This is a genomic window from Coleofasciculaceae cyanobacterium (assembly GCA_036703275.1).
Lineage (GTDB): Bacteria > Cyanobacteriota > Cyanobacteriia > Cyanobacteriales > Xenococcaceae > Waterburya.
On sequence record DATNPK010000052.1, the window covers coordinates 1 to 19198 of the forward strand.

Genomic DNA, 19198 nt, shown 5'->3' on the forward strand with positions numbered 1-19198 from the left:
TTTTACTTCTGGTTGGTAACCATAATGAGTATAATCTCGTATAAAGGTAGAGCGAGGACATTCTTTATGGCGACAGCAATAGCGTTGTTTTCCTTGTTTTGATTTCCCATTTTTCACTACATCTGTTGATTGGCAAAATGGGCATCTTACTGCTATCCAAACTGTCATTTAATTTTTAATCCTCAAACTTTTCTTGACTTATCAATTATACCCTAATACACTCTTTTGCTACACAACCCGGATATTTGCGATCTCACTGCCCCAGAAGTTATAGTAAAAGGGCGAGGTTTAAAGCAATTTCAAGAACCTGTAGATGTCTTAAATGCTGGTAACTCTGGTACTACCATGCGGTTAATGTTAGGAATCTTAGCAGCGAGAGATAATTGCTTTTACACTATAACAGGCGATCGCTCTTTAAATTCTCGTCCTATGTCTCGCGTTATCAAACCTTTAACTCAAATGGGGGCAGAAATTTGGGGGAGACAAAACAATAATTTAGCTCCTCTAGCTATTAAAGGAAAAAAGTTGCATTCAATTCACTACCGTTCCCCTATAGCTTCGGCTCAAGTCAAATCTTGTGTTCTTCTAGCTGGCTTACACAGAGAAGGACAAACCACCGTCACTGAACCTGCCCTATCACGAGATCATAGTGAAAGAATGCTGAAAGCCTTTGGCGCGGATCTTAAAATCGACTCCCAAACTAATAGTGTCACTATCAGGGGCGGTAATAATCTACAAGGGCAATCAGTTATTGTACCTGGGGATATTAGTTCGGCAGCGTTTTGGTTAGTAGCTGCTTCAGTTGTACCAGATTCGGAACTAACACTAAAAAATGTCGGAATTAACCCCACTCGGACGGGAATTTTAGATGTTCTCTTCAAAATGGGTGCAGATATCACGATTGAAAATAAAAGAATTGTTGCAGGAGAACCGAGCGCAGATTTGTGTGTTCGCTATAGTCGTCTAAATGGATGCGAAATTGCTGGAAAACTCACCCTACGCTCTATTTATGAAATTCCGATTATTGTAGTAGCAGCAGCTTTTGCTGAGGGAAAAACTGTAATTAAAGATGCAGCCGAACTACGGGTCAAAGAAAGCGATCGCTTTATGCTGGGCATATCGAACAGGTCAGTGGCTCTCTCAAACAAAACCGATTTTGATTAAAAAACATGGACGAAAAGCTAAAAGCATTTTCCGTTATGGCTTTGATCGTTTACGTTCTATTTTCTTGAATCTAGATGAACGTGAAGACGATTTTCTTCAGTCTCTACAGTTTTTGTCCTGTACTTAGGTATTTTTAATTTTTTTGCGACACAACCAAAGTTTTAACTCAGTTTGACAAACAAGAGATATTCTCTTCATCTTATAGTTCAAAATTTTCCGTAATGCTGAAACTTCCCAAGCTCACCTGAATTTGAAATCGTTTTCCTTGTTCTCCTTTAAAGGATTTAAGTTGAATATAGTTATCTTGAGTTCTCGATTGCACTTTTTGGAGAATTTTTCCTGCTTTTGACAATAAAATCAGTTTTAGGTTAGGTGGCAAATGTCTCACTTCACCATGGGGATGTAATTGAACCGAAACAGCTAATTTTTCGTTAGGTTTCTCTTCAATTTTCACTAACAATGCTACATTTCGCTCTCCCAACTGCATCCCCAAGTTGATGAGTTTGGCTCGCTTCACTTCTTCATCGGCATTTCTAAGACCGTATTCTAAATTTGCTTCTAGATTGATGAGCGAGTCAATTGTCTGCCAAGTTTCATCAAATGCATTTTGTAGCCACTGGCTTAATTTAGTCGTGCTTTTTTGAATATATTCCTTTGGTGCTACTGTTGTAGTCTGAACTGCGTCTACAGGCAAAGAAATGCTGGCAGGTTCTAAAAAACGGCAATAGAACAATAGGTGATTTGGCTCCGTATCGAATAAAGATAGTGGTAACTGGTAAAAATTATCCTGGGGTTGTAAATTTACGCCCTCGCGATAATTAATTAATTGGTCATAGTTGAGACAACCTCTAAAAATAACTTCTTCTTGCTCTTCTGACACTTCCAAAATCACATAAAAATGAGCTGTTAGTTCTGGAGACTCTATAATATTTCTGGGTAGCATGACCTGTTCATCTAGCAGATGATCGGTAGCGATCGCACAAACTTTGAATTCACCAATATTGAGCCTACCTGTATTCACAATCATCCGCTCGCTCGCGCTAATAGATTGCTCTGGCATTCTCTCTTTGAACCATTTTTCCAAGGCAAATAACGCCAATGTATCTAAATAGATTTGCCATTGGCTCGATTCATAGTTTACTCGGTTGCTAATTTTTTTAGCTCGGTCGAAATCTTCTGGCTCTAACCAAATAGATTCTGGTAATAACAGCCTAAAATCAGTTGGAGTATTTAGAGATTTGAGCATTTTTTACCTTTAAATATTTATGTATTGATTAAGTTATATTGTTTAAAATTAGACAAAGTTGCTGAGAATATATACTGTCCATTTTACGGTTTTTTCCTGCCCTAATTTCTTTTGCTGCTTCAATAAAAATTTCTGTATCGGCAAAAGTTTCAATTTGTTCGGTTACGCTTTGAAGATATTCTAGTTTTGGAGGATTTTCGGTTAAACCCTTTTCTAGAGCTTTTTCCAAGATACTTACCAGCAGTTTTTGTATGCAAACGACACGCACCTTATTCAGTAGTTCCCCTGGATTTAATATTCGTCTCGCTCGATCCCAATTTGACATTTCTAGTTTAGGTGCAATATCTTTTAAACTCAACCCCTTGTCGTAATAAAGTTGCAATCCAGGAATGAATTGTTTGGCATAGGGCGCATATTTTTTGCTTTTTTCTAGTTTAGTTATCCAACTATGAATTTCTTGCTCTATCGTCTGAGTTAAAGCGAGTGCGAGTTGTTCATGTAGAAATTCCAAGAGTTCCTGCTGTTCGACATCCAATTTGCCTGTAGATTCATTGGGTAAATCCGTTCTGGTTGTATAATCGCCAGTATTGGGATCTTGAATCTCTAAAGGTTCTCTATTACTCCATACATCATATTGTCTTAACTGCAATGCTACCTGTTTTAATTCTTTAAGCAACTTTGCCGTAGTTTGAACGGTGACATTTCTCCCCTGCAAACAGTCGAGCATTTCCTCTAATTGAACGGTTGAGGGGTCGGGACATCTTTTTGCTCCTGGCGATCGCTGCCGAACTCTGTCGCGACGATAGACTGAATGGTAAACTTCTACAATAGTGCGATCGCCAGGAGCCAATTGCTCAATTTGTTTGGGTCTAGCTCTATTCAACAGCGCCCAATCACTAATGTGTTTAAAACCAAATTCGGCTAAGAAATTTTTGATTTCGGGATGTTGTTTGGTTTGCAAAAAAGCCCAATTATCCAAGCTCATTCTTGAGGGGGAGCCGGCATTATATGTTTGCAAAACCTTGACGGTAAAAAATTGGTAAGCAGTTGGTTTAGCTTTACCCTCTTGATTTAAAGTCAGTTGCGTTTGGCGATCGCGATCCAAGACTACCAAAGTTTCTCCGTCATCATTGAGAGCAAACGTCAGCAAATCTTGATAGCTAAACTGCTTATCACCACCAAAAAGATTATCCAGCTTGCAACAGGCTTTGAGAATAGGTTCGGAAACATAACACCTCAGACAAAGACCAGCTTGGGCGCGACTTGCCAGGTCCACCGCAGGATCTTGGTGGTAAAAATATGAGATTAGATTCGATTTTAGGTCACTCGTACATGCGGACAAGTCCTGTGTCTGGCTTTCAAAGCCAGAGCTGGCGGCTGATCGCCGAAGGCGGTCATTATTCTGAGTTTTGACTAATTTTTGCTCGACGAATTCTCGTGCCAAAGGTGCTACAGCCTGTTTATATCCCAACCTTTCCCCAGCGGGATTGATGCGCCAAATTTTCCAGTATCTTGATGACACAGTCATAAGTATTGCTCTACCTCATCTTAATTAATATTCTGTTTCTAAAGTGCATAGATTTATAGTTGCCAGAGATTTTGAACTGATGCAGCTTTTACAGCACAACTAGACAATTCACACGATTTAAATTAAAGTCAGTTGCTCTTTTTTTGATTCAACAGTTTCATTGCTACTTCTATGCTAGATCTCATTCGATTAAAGGCAATTACCAGAAGACCAATTTCATCTTTAGAATCTTCTGCAAAATCAGCTTTGAGATCTCCGCGACTGATCGCTTGTGCGGTTCTAGCTATTTTTTGAATCCGCAGAATTACAAAGCGTTTCAAAAAGAAATTGAGCCAGAAAATAATCACAATAAAAGTAGCAGCCAAAATTCCTAGTGTGGTGACAAATGAACGACGAACACTGGCTAAAATTTCTTCAGCAGGAACGTAGACAACCTGAGCTGCAACGATCTGATTCAGTTCCCATCCAAAACCGTTTTCGGTACCATAAGTCGTCAACAAGCTCTGAGGAGCTTTGCTTGGAGTTGAGTGGCATTTGAGGCAACTTTGTTTTTTCAGGGTAAATGGTCGTGCTACGTAAAATACATCTCCTTCATAAAACTCACGCCATCCACTTTTTTGCAAAGAACCTTGCTCTTGAAACTGCTCTACCAGCTTAGTTTCAAACTCGTCTGCCCGATCTCGTAAGTTTGTCGGATTGGGTGCGGCATCTTTATAAATAAACTGTGCATAATCTGGATTTTTACGAAAATACTCAAAGACTTCTCTGGCAGCGTAGGTGGGAATTGCCTCTGGAGTAAATTTGGACTCAGTTTCTATTCTCTCTTTGAGAAGAGGATTAACTCGGTCTTGAGTATAGTTTCTAACTCCATTTACTGTTTCCATAAGGACTAAAGCTTTAGAGCTAACTTCAGCTTCAGCCCGATGTTTGAGTGTCCCCCAAAATGTCAAACCACTGAGTAAAATTCCAATAATGAAAATGATAATGACAAATAGATTAAATTTAGTACTGATTTTAATATTTTGGAAGCGAGTCTTGAAAAACATACCTACCTCAAACTTGATTTTCCAAAGTTATTGCTGTTTTCTCTAAATTCGAGCGATATTTACACTTTTTTTATGATAATTTTTTTTATGATAATTATTTAACTTGAGTCTAAAAACCGTTGTCTAAATTCAATCGCTTTTTGAGGCTCGAAAATCTTGGCTGATAAAATTTCAATCAGTTTTTCTCTCGAAATTTGAGGAAAGGAAGCTAGAGCATTTTGAACTAAAAAAGCTGCGATTGGACCCACAATTTCTGCTAGTGCTTGTTCATATTCACAGACCAAAACGTCAGTAATTTCTTGCTTTTGAGAAACAATGGGAGTATTGATTGGCACTTGAAAGCGATGAGCCGGAGCGCAAAGTTCCGTAGCGCGGGTTTCCCCGCTTAAAGAAACTGCTTCACCCTTTAGGGAATTCGTGATAGATGCATTGCCAGGCTCTTGCAGTAAAGGTTTTATTTGCCGCTTAAACTCTGTTAGCTGAGAAACAGAGAGATAATTCGTTAAGTTCTCTACTAACTTTTCGAGCGTAAGTGACTGTGCTTTAAATTGTTGGAGCAAGCTAGAGGCAATTGGTCCGAGCGATTCTGTTAATATTTCTTCCACACGGAAATATTGCTTTGGAGTAAAAAAAGAAGCTGGTCGACTACTTATTTCAAGAGTAATATTAGCTTCACTATTTGATTCTAATTGTGGCTCCAATTGCCGAACAATCTTGGGGGCTAGAATCAGATTATCGGTAGTTAATTCTGATTCTAAATTTACTTGTGAAGACTGATGCCACAAGCCATCCAACTCTAACCAAGTTGGCAGTTTTATGGCTGGATTTTGACAACTTATAGGTAACCAAGAAGCTCCAGGAAAGTCTTCTTCCAATCCTTGCAGCTTCCTGCACGAGCGTCGCATCGCTCGATTGAAAGAAAGCTCATCGATGGCAAATGCTTCTAAAAAATACTTTAGAAACTCTTGTGCTACTCGATTAGGCACTGGTTCTCGCATCACCACAATAACGGGAATATGTAATCTCTCCAATGCTGAAGCCAATCCCAATCCATCACAGGAATTAAATATAGTCAGCATTAAACCCCTTTCGATCGAGGCCTTGAGTGCTTCTTCCAATTTTTCAATAGTGATGCTGTTGTTTGTGGGGTTTTCATTAATGTAGAGTCGTCCAGTTTTTTCTTCGGTTTGACTATGTCCAGCAAAAAAGAGGATATCCCAGCCGAGTGAACTCCAAAGTTCTGTGTTGAATTCATGACAGGAAGGATTTACGAGAAATGTGGTTTCGGCATTTGGTAAATTTTGGAGAAACTCCCTTTCTGCCCTAACATCAATATTTCTGCTATCACCTAGAATTGCTAAAATTCTAATTTTGTTTCTCAGAATTTGGGTATGTCGGAATTGGCGGGATTTGTAATTTGATTGACTTAAAGCGATATCTGCCTTACAATAATCTTGGAATATTTCCCATTTATGCCAGGGTAAGTGCCGTAGCAACTCATTGTCAGTTTCTAGAATGATGCGAATTTCTTCTGTTGGATGAAGTAGCGATCGCATGTGTCGCTCTATTTTTAAAAACCCTCTCGCACTCAGCCAGGTATTTAGCTCTATACAGAGCTGCTGACTTACCCAATCCAAATTATTCTGAGAAACATTGGTAATCCCCACCTCATCAATCTCTAAAAGATCGTCTTCTTCAACAGCTAACACAGCAGAACGTAGCGACCGAGAACTACACAGACAGCGGTAGATTGACTGCCAAGTCTGAGATAGTTCAATTAGTCTGGGGGCAGGTGGTAAACTACCTATAGACTGCTCTGGTAAGCTACTTCCTGCTGTCCAGAGCCGAACAGTTACTTGAGGAAACCCAGTCAAAAGGTCACCGCTTCCTAGATTTAAGATGACTAGTGTACTCATCAGGTAATTTTCTAAATATAGAAACCATTTAATTTAATAGCCTAGCATTTCTGTCAATGCTCGGACTTTACTTTGCTCATATTTATGCTCATGTTTATATTTGTGTTCTATTGTAGATATATACTCTGAGGTTTTATTAAAAAACGACGATAACTAGTCGCGATCGCTCTTTGGCAAACTGTTCGCTCTCTAGGTAGATAGCCCGATTGAGAAGTGCTAAAAGACTTATAACCAAATTCTTGTTCGGTTATTTTTTTAGTTCAAAAGCGCGATCACGACAACATTTACTATTGTTTAGTTGTTGCTGAGTGCCTTCCCATTCAGAGGGTGTTTTAACTAGTTCTGAATTTGTTTCCTCATAGAGCAATTTGGCGATCGCGGTTGCGAAGCAAGTTCGAACAAAGTCTCTAGCCGCATGTACTCAGCTAGCGGTCGGCATCACACCATTCTTGCTCACTGTATTATGGGAATGCACTCAAATCATGCCTTAGTTCAGCAATGTCTAATAATTTTTGAAAGCCTATGTTTTCTAAGAGTTGGCAATTTTCGGTGAGGTTGTTGGATTGAAAAAGTGCATAAGTTAAAACTGCTGATATCTATAAAAGATTTAGAAAGGCACATTAACATTTTTAACTGTTATGAACATCGAAACAATTCTCAACTATTGCCAACTAGCTAACCAAGGCGAATCCAAAAAAGTAACTATCCTGGGAGCAGGAATAGCAGGTTTAGTAGCAGCCTACGAACTAGAAAAGTTAGGTCATCAGGTTGAAATTTTTGAAGGAAGTTCTCGTATTGGTGGTCGAATTTGGACGCATAGATTTGGAGATGAGCCTGATGCTCCCTACGGAGAACTCGGTGCAATGCGTATTCCCAAAGAACATCAACACACTCTACATTACGTTCGCGAAATGGGATTAGAAGATAAACTCAGCAAGTTTACTACAATCTTCGAGGAACAAAATGCTTTGATGAATATTCAAAACCAAGTTTTTCGGATGAAAGATGCTCCTCGTATTTTTGCCGAACGCTATCAAACAAGTCTGTTTGCCAAAGACTACAGCGAGAAAACTTGTTTGTTTGCAGCCTGGCTAAAAACTATTGTTGATGCGATCGCTCCTGGAGATCTGCGTGCTAGTTTCGATCAAGACTTGGAATCTCACTTGATGGACGATTTAGAAAAGCTAGATTTAGAACCATTCGTTAATGAAAATGGCGACAAAATCGACCTTAGAAGCTTTATCAAAGCCAATCCCAGTTTTCGCGCAGCTTGCAGTAAAGACCTTGATATGTTTTTGTCAGATATTTCGGTAGAGACTAGCCAAGACTTGTTGCAATTAGAAGGCGGTATGGATCAACTAATTCATCGTTTAGTAGCAGCAATAAAAGCTCCTATTAAATACAACCGAAAAGTCGTAGCTTTAGATGTTAAAGAAAATTCTGTAAAAGTTTCTTGGACGGAAAACGGAAAAGTAAAAACTCGCAACTGTGACAATGTTGTGTGTACTATTCCCTTCTCGATCCTCAAAAAAATCAAGTTGAGTGGATTTGACGAGCAAAAACTAGCGTCGATTGGCAATACCGTTTACTGCCCCGCAACTAAGGTAGCATTTCACTGTGCCGAGTCATTTTGGGAAAAAGAAGGCATCAAAGGCGGTGCATCCTTCACTGGTGAAGGTATTCGTCAAACCTATTATCCTTCGGTGAAGTTCAATCCCAGTCAAGGCAGCGCGTTATTGGCTAGCTACACTATTGGCGATGACGCGGTACGTTTGGGCAATATGTTAGAGAAACAACGCTACTCTTATGTTCAAGATGTTGTTAGTCAGATTCATCCAGAGATCAACACTTCTGGTATGGTTGTTGACGGAGCGACTATGGCATGGGGTAACTATGAATGGGGTGGCGGTGGCTGTACTGTTCCTTGGGGTGGCGATAATTCTAATGGATTTGATCGCGAACTCAATTATTTAGAAGCTGCTAGACCTCAAAATCAACTCTTTTTTGCAGGGGAACATTGTTCTAAATATCACGCTTGGATTCAGGGTTCGATTGAGTCTGCACTCGAAGCTGTTTACGAACTTGTTGCTCATCAGCCCGTAGTACAGATCAAAAACACAACATTGATACCTCTAGAGTGTGAAGTTGCTTGTAATGTACCTTTGGCAGCGTAAGTAACCTATTATAACCTATATTGAGAGCATAATGCGCGAGGTTTCTTCAACAATGCTAAGTACTCGAACTCGAAGGGCTAAAACGGCTTGGCGGTAGGTCGAGCAATAATTAACTGACAACCAAGTAATAAGGGTTTGAACCTCTATACAAATTTACGTTACCTAAAAAAATATCTGAGTTTTTCCCCTGGTACTGAGAAAAAATAATAGGTAAAAGGTAACTGGGAGTATCCGAATATAACTCGGTAGTAAATATACAAATAATTTTTTTTGACTCTACAACTAACGCGATTTTTATTTTTAATAACCGATCAATACCATGAGTATATTCACTTTTCCTCGTCTGCATTTTCAAGGATTTGCTCGCATTCACGCTCCTACAGGACATAAAAATGGTTTAGTAGACCTCAGTAATAATAATGTTTACCAAGATGGTAAGCCCTTCGACCTGCACCGCCCGATATCTGAATACCATCAATATCTCCAGCAAAAAGGACCTCAGTTTAACGCTCAAGGGCAGTGGGACGAGGCAGGAGCATTTAGTATGGCAAAGGGCTGGGACTTTGAGGGCAACGGGCATTTTGCGATTGAAGCTCAAATTGTTAGCATCCAAAGAGAACGAGGAAAGATAGATCGCCACGACCCCGTAGTCGGACGCAGCGTGGATATGTGGGGACACCACAACGAATATTTGGGAACTACTGTAAATCGGGCGAGGATCTTTGATTGCGATCCAGCTTCTAACTGGACGACAACGATTATGGTCGGTCAGCTAACCTTTGGCAGAAAAGGTAGTTCTCAAGAAGTGCCAAATATGCTTTCTGCTCCCGTTGAGGGTCTACAACCCGCCCGCTGGCAAAATTTTGACTATATTCAAGAATTGCCCGAACACTGCCTCAATAGTGAGTTTAAGCGGGCGAGCGTTCATCAGTTTACGGTTTCTAAAGAGGCACAAGATTTTTTCTGGGGAGAAGAAGCTAGTCTTTCCCCTACGGTTAAGCTGTTAAAGCAGGCGATGGATCTCGATGAGGTATTGGGGTTGGCAGTGCAGTTTGGTTTGAGCAATATGTCTGCCCCCACGCAGCCTAACGCGCCTAGTTTTTGGTCGCTCAACGGTACTATCGGTTTGTGGTGTCAGGGAGAAATAAGTACCTATCCCCATGGTCGATTGCTAACTCCGGTTAGTCATTTTGAGAATAGTGGCGATAAGCCTAACGGTATAGCTGCCAAGAGTAAAGCAAAGATGCTCTCTAACCTTTCCGTTCGGGTTGATGCTGATGGTGTTAGTCTGAATGCGATCGCCTCAGTACCTTGTTTGGGTCGCGCATCCCAGTCTGGGCCAGGACCTACTCACGCGCTCGGTCCTAAACGGGATATGGGTGAATGGGAACTGCGTACCCGCAAAACTCAACAGTTAGTAGCGCGAATTCCCCAATCGGCTTATCAACAGGAAGCCTATCAACTTACTAGTGGAATTATCGACGTACCTCTAGCAACGACTTGGTCAGATTTAAGAAATTCCGTCGAACGAGAAGGTTTGTGTTTAATTGGCACAATGGCAGACGGACAAAAACAACTGCTGGTTCGCGAGCAAGAGATTAATCTCCAGATTGATGATGCCTGTCTGTTTGTCGAATTTCCCGAGCGCCAAAACCAAAACGACTATGCTGTAGAAGTAGAGGTACGCTCTTTTGTTCGAGGACAGCCCGCATCTGTCGATGCTGTATATGTGCGTCAGTATTACAACCCCAAAGGATTTCCCCAGCTACGTTACGAGTTTGAGAACGATCCTGCTAATGCTAATCGTGCTTTTCACTTTCCTCCCAGTAGCGAATTAAATATTTTGGAATTTAAACCAGGCAAGCAAACGGCAGCAGGGGATTTTTCCTCTAGCTGTACTCTGTTTACGAATGAGGACGGATGTGGTTGGTTAACCCTGCGCGGTCAGCAAGCGGGAACTACGAGAGTACTGTTATCCGCAGATCTGCAAGATAACCCGTGCAATGGCGATCTCCCCGATGAGGCAGAAATTAGCTACGACAACGAGGATCGCCTGGGTTTTTGGGCTGGTGCTGGGTCGTTTGCGGCTCGAGTCATGGGTAATGACTGGCATTTAGACGATATACCCACTGAAGAAGTTGATTTTGACTTAATTTACCGAGAAATACTGGCTTATTATGAGCTGTGCTTTTCTTTTATGAAGGCAGAAGTTTTTAGTTTAGCCGACAAGTGCAAGGTGGAAACTTATGCCCGCCTGATGTGGCAGATGTCCGACCCCCGCAACCGTAATAAAACCTACTATATGCCCCCAACCAGGGATATGTCCCAACCAAAAACCATGCTTTTATATAAGTATTTACAAAATCAACAGCAAGTTGGCTATGTACCCCAAGCGACTCCCGTAGCCAAGCCTACTCAGCGGACAATTCAAACCCGCGAAGAATTAGTTGTTGCCTTGCGACAGGCAGCAGAACTGGAAGTAGCGGTTATGTTGCAATATATCTATGCAGCTTATTCTATACCTAATCACGTTACTGGTCAGGAGTATGTGCGTCAGGGTTTGTGGACTCCCGAACAGCTGACCTTAGCCTGTGGCGACGGTCGAGAAGCGAGGAACTATGGCATGAGAGGGGTGTTGCTAGAAATTTCTCACGAGGAAATGATCCACTTTTTGTTGGTTAATAATATTTTGATGGCAATGGGAGAACCCTTTTATCCCGCCAACCCTGACTTTGCCAAGATCAATCAGTCTTTTCCTCTTGAGGTAGACTTGGCTCTCGAACCTTTGAACATGACCAGCGTACAGCGATTTATGCGTCTGGAGATGCCCGACTTTTTAGAAGAGGACTTAATCGACGACGATCGCTCGTCTGACGACCCCATGACCGATCGCTTCCACAGTTATGGTTCTTTGAGCGAACTGTACCGTCAAATCCGCGAAGCGATCGCCAATCTTCCCGACTTGTTCTTGGCTAAAAAAGGTAATGTTGGTGGCGAACACCATATATTTTTACGGTCAGATTTTAACCAGAAGCATCCAGACTATCAGCTACAGGTAGATGATGTAGATAGTGCCTTGTTTGCCGTCGATTTAATCGCCGAACAGGGAGAAGGATGCAATGCCGACTCCCCCAAGTTTGACAAATCTCACTACCAACAGTTTCGGCGCATGGCAGAAGCCCTATCGCAACAGCAGTTTGCTGGAGAGAACAAACTCCGCCCAGGACTGTGCTGGAATCCCGCCTATCCTGCCCTACGCAATCCCACTCTCCACTATCAAGACCGCAATACCAACGTAGTGACGGCTGCCGAAACCAGAAAGGTGATGCAAATCTGTAACGAATGCTATTTTCTGATGATGCAAATCATGGTGCAGCATTTCGGGTTGATGCCTAACGCTAGTTTACGTCGCTCAAAACTGATGAATGCTGCCATAGACCTGATGACTGGTATGGTGCGACCCCTAGGAGAATTATTAACCACAATGCCTTCTGGCAAACGGGGCAGAACAGCAGGACCCTCGTTCGCAATGGTAACATCACCTGCTTATATTCCCAAGCCAGAGGTGGCATATACGTCGATTGCTCGTCGCCTTGAGAAATTGAGCGATCGGGCTAAAGAATGCGAGTCCATTAGCTCTGCGGTTCGGGAAATGCTGGATTTTTACACCAAGTTTTTTGACGAGATGGCACAGTCATCGATCGCTGGCTAGCGAATATTAAACGCCGAATTAAGAAATTACTTTTAAAGCTGGAGTTGTTTGCAGAATGAATAAGACGATTGAAACGCAAGTACTAATTGTTGGTGGGGGTCCCGTAGGATTAGCGATGGCTCACGAACTAAGTTATCAGGGAATAGATTGTTTGCTATTAGAAAAGTCTGACGGGGTGGTTATCGACCCGAAAGTTAGTACCGTAGGACCGCGATCGATGGAGTTTTGTCGGCGTTGGGGTATTGCCCCACAGATCCGCGATGCGGGCTGGCCTAAAGACCATCCCCTAGATGTGGCTTGGGTTACAAGGGTTGGCGGTCACGAAATCTTCCGTATTCCCTTTCCTTCTTATAGTTCGCGATCGCAGCCCGAACATACCCCAGAACCAGAGCAAGTTTGTCCCCAAAACTGGTTTACTCCTATTTTCCTCGATAATTTGGGTCAATATCCACAGGGGATGGTAAAACTTCTTTCGCGTCTGGATAGTTTCGAGCAGACTGAAGCAGGAGTTACGGCAACAGTCACTAACCTAGAGACAGATGAAACAGAAATAATTAAAGTTAAGTACATCGTGGCTTGTGATGGTGCTGGCAGCAGAATTCGTAAAGCTTGTGGAGTTCCCGCCCCCATTTTTTATGAAACTCAAAAGTTTCAAAGCGTCGTCTTTAAAGCCCCAGAATTGGCAAAGCAACTGGGAGAAAATAACGCGATGGTTTTCTTTCTAGCTAATCCTACCATCCAAGAACCATTACGGGCTGTAGACGGTCATAGCCTGTATCGTCTGATTCTAAAACCCCAAGCCAACGGCGAAGTCCACGATGCCTATGAAGCAATTCAAGCAGCGATCGCCATTGATACGCCGATTGAAATTATTTCCAATCTCCCCTGGCATCTAACCCATCGAGTTGCAGAGCATTATAACGACGGGCGGATTTTCTTTGTGGGGGACTCGGCGCACACACTTTCCCCTTCTGGTGGTTTTGGCATGAATACGGGAATTGCTGATGCCGTAGATTTAGGCTGGAAGCTAGCAGCTACTCTCAACGGCTGGGCAAGCCCCCAACTCCTCGACACCTACGAAGCCGAACGAAAACCCATTGCGGTGAGAAACTTAGAAGCAGCCAACGCCAACCTCAAACGTACTCAAAAACGCGCTATTCCGCCAGCGATTACTAGTGATTCTCCCGAAGGCGAACAAATCCGTCAGCAGATGGCTGAAGGGATGAAACGCAGTAACGTCAAGCAAGAATTTGACGCACCAGGGATTCACTTTGGTTTCCGCTACGAATCACCTGCGATCGCGACTGACGGTAAGCCTCCTAGCGATAATCCCCAAGAGTGGCAGCAAAACAGCTATCCCGGCTGTCGCGCCCCTCATGCTTGGCTAAAGTCGGGGAAATCTACTTTAGATCTCTTTGGTCGCGGATTGGTGCTGTTCAACTTCAAAAACCAGGAGGTGACAACCTTAGAAAAGACCTGCGAGCAAAAAAATGTACCTCTAATGACTTATCGGATTGAGAATAAGGCAATCGCCAATCTTTATGAAAAAGACTATGTACTGGTGCGCCCCGACGGTCACGTAGCTTGGAGAGGCAACGAACTACCCTCAGACTCAGAAGCGATAGTTGATCGCATTTGCGGATATTTTTAAATTTGCTTTGTCCTAACCCAAAGAGTTAATAGCTATTAGCTACGAACAAGCTAAAAGAAACGAAGTCTATCCCACTAAAAACGATCGTGAAACTTTACTATGCCCCCGCTTCATCCTATTCCCAGCGAGTCTTAATCGCTCTTTACGAAAAAGACTTATCTTTTACTCCCATTGAGGTAAATCTTTTTGAACCCCAGGCACGGAAGCAATATCAAAAGATTAATCCCTTTGCCAAAATTCCGACTCTGGAAACCAACGGCGGAGAAATAATTTTTGAAGCCTGCGTGATTATTGAATATCTTGATCGCCAGTTTCCACACCAGCCCTATTTACTAAATCCAGAACATGTTTTGGAGATTCGGACTATAGAAAGAATCATTGATGTCTATATCAATGGTGGGCGAGAAGTTTTGTTTGCTAATAGTCAGCGTCCTTTAGAAATGCGGGGCGGAAAAGAAGTAAGTAAAGCCCAAAGACTAGTAGACTCAGCCTCTCTCTATTTAGAAGATAAGCTGCAAAACCGTACCTGGCTGGCGGGGGATGAGTTTTCTCTAGCCGACTGTACCGCAGGCCCCACTCTGAATTACTTACGCCTGGTTTATGACCACCAACATCTACCCAGTCTTACGGATTATGTCAGACGCTTAGAATCCAGACCATCGGTAGCCAAAGTTCAAAGTGAGGGACGCGCCCAAATGACCGAGATGCTGGCATCTTTGCCCTATGCAATGGCTTTAACCTGATGCTGGAGTCACAGATTACTCCGCGCGCGACTTTGAAAAAGTCGCCAGTCGTCGAAGACGACGATCTGGGCGAATGCCCTGCAAACGACGGAGACGGCACGGACCGTTGGTGAATAAGTACGTTTAAGCGCCAACTATTTAATTACATATAACTGTGAATCGGCAACCTTAAAAATCATCTGCTCTTAAAATATATGACTATTTCAACCCTTGAAAGATTAAATCCGTTTTTGCCAGAAGTTATAGCCGACCCCTATCCAGTTTATAACCACTATCGAGAAACCGACCCCGTACATTGGGGCATAGCCGCCAAACGTCAACTATCTGGTGCATGGTATCTTTTCCATTACGAAGATGTGATGCAAGTTCTCGAAGATCGGCGTTTTGGGCGCGAGGGTCATAAAGTCCGCGACGATATCGAAACTGCACCAGTTCCCAAAGCTTATAAAGGTTTTAGTTCGATGGTTAGCAATTGGATGGTATTTCGCGATCCCCCTAACCACACTAGATTAAGATTATTAGTCAATAAAGCCTTTTCTCCCAAGATATTAGAAGACATTCGTCCTGCTATTGTCGATATCGCTGACGGTCTTTTAGAACGAGTTAAAGATAAGCAAGAAATAGATCTAGTAGACGACTTTGCATTTCCTTTACCAGTAATGGTAATTGCAGCCTTGCTAGGTGTAGACTCCGAAGATCGCTTTGATTTTAGAGAATGGGCGTTAGCACTACAGCACGCCAGCGCATCTCGTTTGACTCCTTCAGTGGAAATATACGAACAGGCAGAAGCAGCGACTCAAGCCTTTATTGCCTACTTTAAAGATGCGATCGCCAAACGACGTGCCGAACCTCGTCAGGATCTCATTACTGCTTTGGCTAAGGCGCGATACGAAGGAGATAAATTAAATGATGAGGAAATTCTGGCTACCTGCATTCATCTGCTTACCGCAGGACACGAAACCACAATTAACCTGATTAGCAAAGGGACACTCGTTTTACTCCGCAATCCAGAACAGCTAAAGCTTTTACGTTCTCGTCCCGAACTGATCCCAACGGCAGTAGAAGAACTAATTCGCTATGACAGTCCCGTCCAAATGTTATCCCGTTGGGCTTACGAAGACGTAGAAATTGGCGGTAAATTAATTCGCCGTGGTGACAGCGTGGGTCTAATGCTCGGTTCTGCTAATCGCGATTCCAGACGTTTCGAGTCTCCAGATTTGCTCGATATTCAGCGTCAGGATAATAAACACTGTGGTTTTGGCGGTGGGATTCATTTTTGTCTGGGTTCGGCACTAGCTCGCGCTGAAGCTCAAATTTCCTTGAATATCCTCATCAACCGTCTGCCCGAATTGCGTCTAATTGAAGGAACGTTGGAATGGGCAGAAAACATCGTCTTTCACGGTCCAAAACATCTACGTCTAAGTTTAAAAAATTAGTCTGAAAAATTAATTACTTACTCAAACAACAATCTTATATTCAGATGATTACTCAAGGTTTAGCCAAAATTATTCTCTATGTCAAAGACATGGACAAGCAGGTACATTTCTACCGCGATATTCTAGATTTGCTCGTCCAATACCCCAAAGATTTAGATGACTATAGCCAGCAGATTTGGGTCGAGTTTGCTTCGGGTGGATGCTCTTTAACTCTACATTTCGATCCTCGAAAAGAACTAGCAGATCGACCCAAGCTAGTATTTGCCGTTGAAGATATCGAAAAAGCTCACCAAACTTTAAGCGCTCGCGGTCTAAAACTCGGCAAGATTAATTCCCGTGTAAACAATGCCAAAGTTGCCGATGCTTTAGATCCAGAAGGTAATCCTTTCTCCATTTATCAATAGTTTGATTAAAGAAAACTCAATGCAATATCGTTTTTTACTGCATCAGTTAGTTTTACTGACGGCTATCTATATATGAAGATCCTAATATCATTTATCCATTTATCAATCAAGGGCGAAGCCCTAGCTATTAGTTATTAGCTCTTAGCTTCTCTTAAATATGGTCTTGAACCATACCTGAGTGTAGACATCCCACAGGCTTTTTGACCGCCCGCATTAGCAGTCAAACCAAAGCTAAAAGTTTTTTTGATAAGCAAATAAATTAATTACCATCTTAAATGAACCAACAATCTTCAACAGGCGCAGCGCCAAAAACTTGCCCCCATCTGGGCAAAGAGTTTCAACCTTTTGTCAGTCCTCAATTAGAAAATCCCTATCCATTCTTTGAGCGTGCGAGAGAGTCAGAACCGCTATTTTTTAGTTCTATCTTAAACACCTACGTTTTAACTCGTTATGATGACATCATTAGCGTCCTCAAAAATCCAGGTAAATTTTCTTCTAAAGATAATCTCCAGCCGATTGGAGAATACACGCCAGAGACAATCCAAGTCTTCAGAAAAGGCTTTCCGATGGTTGGTGACTTGCTCAATACTGATGGCAAACAACACAAACGTTTACGCGCTCCTTTTCTAAAAATATTTGTTCCCGAAAAGCTTCAGGCGATGGAAGATTCGATTCGTTCTATTGCTAATAGATTGGTAGACAAGTTTATTAAAGATGGACAAGTTGATATCATCGAAGAATTTGCCTATCCCCTACCTCTGGAAGTCATTCTAACTATGTATGGCGTGCCTCTGGAGATGATGGAAAATATCAAGAATTGGGGTCATCAAACAACAGCTTTGTTCTCATCCCATTTAACACCAGAAAAACAGCTAGAGTGCGCTCAAGGCTTTGTAGAAATGCAACACGCCATTGCGGGTTTGATTGAAGCAAGACAGAAAAATCCTCAGGATGATTTGATTAGCGAAATCCAAAATTCCGATTTAACCCTAAATGAGATGGTAATTGTTTTGTGTGGCTTAGTAGTTGCAGGACATAAAACCACGAGTCATTTAATCGGCAATGGTTTAAAACTGCTGCTAGAACGTCCTGAGTCATGGCAAAGACTTTGTAACAACCCCTCCTTGATTCCTCACGCTATTGAAGAGGTGTTAAGATATGAAGGTCCTATCCCTGCAATAATTCGTACTACCACCCAAGAGGTAGAACTTGCAGGAATAAAATTACCTGAGAATACCCGTATCTTTTTAATGTATGGATCGGGTAATCACGATGAAAAAGAATTTAAAAATGCTGCTGAGTTTCAGTTAGAACGTTACGAACAAGCAACCAGCAAGCATTTGGCATTTGGACACGGCGCGCACCACTGCATTGGCTCTAACCTTGCACGGCGCGAAGGTCGCATTGCCTTTGAAGTCTTGTCTCAGAGATTAGCAAATTTGAGACTTAGTCCCAACCAAAAGCTAGAAAACATTCCTGCATTATTGAGCCGTGGTTTCAAGCGGCTCCATCTCGAATGGGATTTAACTTGAGGAAATTTGTTAACTGTATCTAAATTTATTAGGAGAAATAACATGAGTCATCCTTCCACTTTAACTCTAGGCAGTCAAGGTTCTGAAGTAGAACGCCTTCAACAAGATTTATCTGCTTTGAAATATGAAGTAGAAATTAATGGTAGCTTTGATGCTAATACCGAAGCAGCGGTGAAAAAATTTCAACAACAAAATGACTTGAAAATCGATGGCGTTGTCGGACAGCAAACAGGACAGAAGTTAAGTATGACTTTGAAACCTTAAACCCGAATAGCTTATCGACCGAGTTGAATTAAAGGGAATGTCTGCATCATTTAATGGTGCAGGCGATTTGAGACATGACCAACAATACTAGTGTTGCCGATTTAAAAAATGACGTATGGTGTGGTTTTTTTTCCTTGTTGATCGCTTTAATAGATCTCTTATGTAAATAGCACTTTTTCGCCCTTGGAAAGCTTGTTTTTTCTGTTATGGCAGTTCTTAGTTACTTTTTTATGTACCTAGGAACGTAAGAATTCAGGTATTAAATTGAGGGATTAAAGAAGGGCGCTCAATAACACCGATGGTTGCCAGTAAAGCTTGTGTGAAAAAATCCATTACACAGCGGTGCTGAAAACGACAGGTTTGAATGACACTCAGCAAATTA

General features: G+C 42.1%; 13 protein-coding genes and 2 pseudogenes. 10 read left to right on the forward strand and 5 right to left on the reverse strand.

Features of this window, described 5'->3' with window-relative positions; translation table 11 throughout:
* Window positions 1-168, reverse strand: a 168-nt coding sequence (locus V6C71_09240; protein ID HEY9768669.1) for an IS1 family transposase, incomplete at its 3' end; no start/stop codon positions are given.
* 57 nt (window positions 169-225) lie between these two features.
* Here V6C71_09240 and V6C71_09245 point away from each other — a divergent pair.
* Window positions 226-1047 (forward strand): annotated as a pseudogene (locus V6C71_09245) (3-phosphoshikimate 1-carboxyvinyltransferase).
* A gap of 52 nt (window positions 1048-1099) precedes the next feature.
* Window positions 1100-1219 (forward strand): annotated as a pseudogene (locus V6C71_09250) (IS4 family transposase).
* Between the two features lie 144 nt (window positions 1220-1363).
* Here V6C71_09250 and V6C71_09255 read toward each other — a convergent pair.
* From V6C71_09255 to V6C71_09270, 4 genes are all read right to left on the reverse strand, one after another.
* Window positions 1364-2410 carry a DUF1822 family protein gene (locus V6C71_09255; GenBank protein ID HEY9768670.1) on the reverse strand — a complete coding sequence of 349 codons (1047 nt, stop codon included), beginning with the start codon at window positions 2408-2410 and terminating at the stop codon, window positions 1364-1366.
* 28 nt (window positions 2411-2438) lie between these two features.
* A complete protein-coding gene (locus V6C71_09260) occupies window positions 2439-3938 on the reverse strand; it encodes a hypothetical protein (protein HEY9768671.1) in 1500 nt (499 codons plus the stop codon).
* 128 nt (window positions 3939-4066) lie between these two features.
* Window positions 4067-4984, reverse strand: coding sequence for a DUF3365 domain-containing protein (locus V6C71_09265; GenBank protein HEY9768672.1), 918 nt, complete (start codon window positions 4982-4984; stop codon window positions 4067-4069).
* 98 nt (window positions 4985-5082) lie between these two features.
* Window positions 5083-6900, reverse strand: a complete 1818-nt coding sequence (locus tag V6C71_09270; protein HEY9768673.1) for a CHAT domain-containing protein — start codon at window positions 6898-6900, stop codon at window positions 5083-5085.
* A 638-nt stretch (window positions 6901-7538) separates the two neighbouring features.
* Between V6C71_09270 and V6C71_09275 the strand changes: the two genes are divergently transcribed.
* From V6C71_09275 to V6C71_09310, 8 genes are all read left to right on the forward strand, one after another.
* The gene (locus V6C71_09275) at window positions 7539-9074 is read left to right on the forward strand and encodes an FAD-dependent oxidoreductase (GenBank protein HEY9768674.1); all 1536 of its coding nucleotides are present in this window, start codon (window positions 7539-7541) and stop codon (window positions 9072-9074) included.
* A 319-nt stretch (window positions 9075-9393) separates the two neighbouring features.
* On the forward strand, window positions 9394-12786 hold the full coding sequence (locus tag V6C71_09280; protein HEY9768675.1) for a ferritin-like protein: 3393 nt from the start codon (window positions 9394-9396) through the stop codon (window positions 12784-12786).
* A gap of 55 nt (window positions 12787-12841) precedes the next feature.
* Entirely contained in the window at window positions 12842-14437 is a 1596-nt protein-coding gene (locus V6C71_09285; GenBank protein HEY9768676.1) for an FAD-dependent monooxygenase, read from the forward strand.
* An 86-nt stretch (window positions 14438-14523) separates the two neighbouring features.
* Entirely contained in the window at window positions 14524-15180 is a 657-nt protein-coding gene (locus tag V6C71_09290; GenBank protein HEY9768677.1) for a glutathione S-transferase family protein, read from the forward strand.
* Between the two features lie 194 nt (window positions 15181-15374).
* Complete coding sequence (locus V6C71_09295; GenBank protein HEY9768678.1) at window positions 15375-16616, forward strand: cytochrome P450; 1242 nt, start codon at window positions 15375-15377, stop codon at window positions 16614-16616.
* Window positions 16617-16660: 44 nt separating this feature from the next.
* Window positions 16661-17020 carry a VOC family protein gene (locus tag V6C71_09300; protein HEY9768679.1) on the forward strand — a complete coding sequence of 120 codons (360 nt, stop codon included), beginning with the start codon at window positions 16661-16663 and terminating at the stop codon, window positions 17018-17020.
* A 275-nt stretch (window positions 17021-17295) separates the two neighbouring features.
* A complete protein-coding gene (locus V6C71_09305; protein HEY9768680.1) occupies window positions 17296-18552 on the forward strand; it encodes a cytochrome P450 in 1257 nt (418 codons plus the stop codon).
* A gap of 42 nt (window positions 18553-18594) precedes the next feature.
* A complete protein-coding gene (locus tag V6C71_09310; protein ID HEY9768681.1) occupies window positions 18595-18816 on the forward strand; it encodes a peptidoglycan-binding domain-containing protein in 222 nt (73 codons plus the stop codon).
* Window positions 18817-19198: the final 382 nt, after the last annotated feature.